Source organism: Dietzia sp. 179-F 9C3 NHS (assembly GCF_045369825.1).
In the GTDB taxonomy this organism is placed as follows: domain Bacteria; phylum Actinomycetota; class Actinomycetes; order Mycobacteriales; family Mycobacteriaceae; genus Dietzia.
Genome location: NZ_JBIQES010000033.1, coordinates 1 through 3,442 on the forward strand (window position 1 = coordinate 1; position 3,442 = coordinate 3,442).

Sequence of the window (3,442 nt, forward strand, 5' to 3'; positions counted from 1 at the left end):
ACACCCCTCGACGACACCAGCGCCGCGATCATCGCCGCCCTGCCAGCGGGGCACTAAGGAGGTCCAACTCAGGTCAGTCACTGCAGCTCCTCCTTCCCCGCGATGCCGGTGCTCGTACTCGGGCGTCCGGTGAGGGCGGCGAGGCTGAACTGCTCAGGCCCGGCCAGATGCGCCCCCGTTGTATCCCGCCGACCCGGCGGCGGCTCCACCGGGCCGTCGTTGCCGGCGGCGCCTCCGTCGTCGTGGGTCGGGCCGCGGCCTGGGACCGCAGGGCCGCCAGCTGCTGTTTGACGGCGGTGTAGCTGATAGCCCGGCGGGAGGTTTCGGAGACGAGTAGCCCGCAGGCCCGCTCGAGCAGCATCTTGTTGTCGCCGCGGGCCAGGGCGAGGATGTTCTGGCACGAGCGGTAGCCCTGCGCCTCGATCCGCTGGCGATCGAGGACCTCGCTGATCGCGGCGACGGTGTGCGGTCCGATCTTGTGGGCCTGGCGCACGAAGTAGGCCCGCGACCATAGGTCGGATGATTGCAGGTGCTGGGCGGGCACGTGGTCGGGGTCGGTGACGAACGACTGCCGCCTACCGGAGACGGTGTGGGAGGCGATGACCTCACCGCCAGCCATGACCACCAGTGTGGGGCCGGTGATCTTCACGTCGACGTGCTGGCCGGCGAAGGTGTAGGGCACCGAGTACTTCACCGTGGCGATCTCGACGTGGTAGTCCCGGTTGACCTTGGATTTCTTCCAGATGACCGGCTGCCAGCGGACCTCGGGCAGAGCGATCAACTCCGACTTCTCATGCTCGGTGAACAGCTCCCGTCGGCTGATCTTCTGGCCGCGGAACGGGATCCGGTCGTTGATCGCCTCCACCTCGGCGGCGATCGCCTCATTCAGATCGTCCAGGCTCGCGAAGCGCCGATCGGCCAGCCGTCCGATCACCCAGTTCGTCACCACCTTCACCCCGGCCTCGACGTTGCCCTTGTCCGTCGGGCGCACCGGCCGAGTGGGCACGGCGGCGGTGCGGTGGTACTCGAGGAAGTCGCGATACTCACGGTTGACCTCCCGGGCCCGGTCACCGCGGGCGATCTGGTTCGATGCCGTCGAGGCGTTGTCCGGGACGATCACCTGCGCCGCGCCGCCGAAGTACTCGAAGGCCTGGAGGTGCGCGTCGAGCCAGTTCGGCATCTTCTCGTCCACGCAGCCGCGGGCGAATACCAGCCCCGAGTACGGCAGCGACGCCACGAACACCGACACCGTGGTCTTGGTGCCGGTGACGGGGTCGAAGATGGCCATCTTCGTGCCCGCCCAGTCGACCTGCATCGTGTGCCCGGGCACGTGCGCGATCCGCATCGTCAGCTCGTTGACCTCGACGTACTCGCCGACGATCTGGCAGAACCGCTGATAACTGTAGTGCCGCTGCCCCGGCGAACCGGCGCTTTCGAGGTAGTTGGCCCACAGCACCCGCAGCGGCAGCTTGTTCTTGCCCGTGCGCTTCTTCACGGCAGCCGCCACGTCGAAGGCGACGAACTCCGCCGACGGCGTCTTGCGCCCATCGGCGAACAAGACGTCGATCTCCTCGAAGCTGAGCGCCTCGACCTGGCTCGTGGCGGTCAACCCGTGCTCGCGGCACACCTTCTTCGCCTTCGCGACCGTGCGATGCGAGCAACCCGCGATCGCCTCGATGTCCCGGTAGGACCTGCCCTGCAGCAGTAGCGACATCACCAATCGGTAATCAGTCACCCGTGCCTCCTGTTCGGATCCACGCGCAGCCTGGTTGCCACGCGTAGAACCGACACGACCACACGAGGACCGGCACCGCTATCCGATGCTCATACTCGCGCTACCCGATCATCAGAACCCTGCTATCCGAAGCACGTCCCTAACACACGTCGGCACCTGAGCAGTCAGGTACGGCCGAACTAGAGGCGAGCGCGACTGCATCGACTGGCTGCCGACCAAGCGGGCTCGGGATCGGCGGAAATGCAGCGGGGATAGCGCTGCCGCCCTGAGCGTGGGTCAGCCACTGTGAGCATCTGTCGCAGAATCTCGGTGTAACTCGGACTCGTCTCGCGGTCGGCACGCAAGACCTGACGTCACCAGCTCCCACCTCAACCACTCGACTGATCCGGGCGCGCCGCGCAGGCCGCGCAGGTCGCGCAGGTCGGCGAAAGCGGTGCTCTGATGGAGGCGCTTGGAGCGCACCCCGAACGCGGCCACGAGACCGAACCACAAGGCCGATGCTGCCGCGGCCACCTCAGTTGTCATGAGGTCCCCTGACTTGCCGGGCCGCAACTTCTGGCGTCTCCCACACCTCGATCCTGTCGCGGCCGGTAAGGGTGGCCACGATCAGCACCACAGCGCCACCGGTGATGAAGACATCGGCGAGGTTGAAAGTAGGGAACCATCCGGTGTGCAGGTAGTCAGTCACCACCCCGTCGGGGGCGCGATCGATGAAGTTGGCCACAGCTCCGCCCAAGACCAGGGCCAACGCCAGTCGTACTGTGCGCGTTGCTGTGCCGGTGGCCCGCCAGGTGAAGAGCGCCAGCGCACCGATGATGAGTCCAGTGATGCCGAGAACGACGCCGGCGGGAAGGCCAGCGCCGAGGCTGAACGCCACCCCGGAGTTGAAACCCAGGCGCAGCTGCATTGGTCCCAGATCCACCGTGTGGCCGTCGGCCAGTGCTCCGCCCGCCCAAGCCTTAGCTCCGAGGTCCGCCGCGGCCAGCAGCATGACGGAGACGACCAGAACAGTTCGCGCCAGGGCACCTTGTTCGCTTTGTCGGGGTGGTTCAGTAACGGGATTGACGTCCTTCGACATGGCATCATCCTCCTCGACTCGAAACCGAGACGGCAGGAAACCTCGAACGCGACCGACCAAGCCCCCACGTGGAGGCGGTGTTCAGGCGCAGCAGGAGGTGGGTAGTTCGGTGTGGAAGGTGCCTGCGACCAGGCGCAGGGCTGTGTCAGCCATGTGTGTCGCCTGCGCGGGGGCCGTCTACGCCGGTGGGCCGGGTCGGTGGATGTGGGCCCGCTTCGGGCGCAGCGGCCCATCAGCTGCGGGGGAGGCGCCGGTGGCGGTTCGCCGCGAGGGTGCGGCGTCGACACGGAAGTCGCAGAGGTCTTCGACGCTGCAGTCCAGAACGTGGCATAGGGCGCCGAGTAGGGACAGGGGCAGTCGGTCCGGGGTGCGTCCGAGTAGGCGGTAGAGCTGCGAGGCGGAGAGCTCGATGCCGACCTCATGTAGCGGGGTGATCAGGTCAGACAGGTTGTGCATGTCGCGGGCGGTCATGACTTGGCGTAGTCGCCACTGGTAGGCGATTCGGTGCTTCATGCCTCGTTCGTCCTTTCGGGCAGACGATCAGTTGCGGCACGTAGGGCGGCGGCCACGACGCGGCTGCGGTAGTCGGGGGAGACGAAGGTGTAGAGCGAGGTGGTCGAGGCGTACTC

The 3,442-nt window shown here is 66.9% G+C and carries 3 protein-coding genes; all 3 read right to left on the reverse strand.

Annotation, left to right across the window (positions count from 1 at the left end):
* Positions 1-73 precede the first annotated feature (73 nt).
* The 3 genes from istA to ACH0BZ_RS16295 all read right to left on the reverse strand — a co-directional run bounded on the left by istA (position 74) and on the right by ACH0BZ_RS16295 (position 3,326).
* Positions 74-1,735, reverse strand: coding sequence for an IS21 family transposase (gene istA / locus ACH0BZ_RS16285; protein WP_406899787.1), 1,662 nt, complete (start codon positions 1,733-1,735; stop codon positions 74-76).
* A 514-nt stretch (positions 1,736-2,249) separates the two neighbouring features.
* Complete coding sequence (gene lspA, locus ACH0BZ_RS16290) at positions 2,250-2,813, reverse strand: signal peptidase II (protein WP_227022071.1); 564 nt, start codon at positions 2,811-2,813, stop codon at positions 2,250-2,252.
* 177 nt (positions 2,814-2,990) lie between these two features.
* On the reverse strand, positions 2,991-3,326 hold the full coding sequence (locus ACH0BZ_RS16295; protein ID WP_406899789.1) for a helix-turn-helix domain-containing protein: 336 nt from the start codon (positions 3,324-3,326) through the stop codon (positions 2,991-2,993).
* Between the last annotated feature and the right edge of the window lie 116 nt (positions 3,327-3,442).

Excerpts from the sequence above, each read along its gene's own strand:
- lspA (WP_227022071.1), bottom strand. The coding sequence starts at position 2,813 with ATGTCGAAGGACGTCAATCCCGTTACTGAACCACCCCGACAAAGCGAA.
- ACH0BZ_RS16295 (WP_406899789.1), bottom strand. The coding sequence starts at position 3,326 with ATGAAGCACCGAATCGCCTACCAGTGGCGACTACGCCAAGTCATGACC.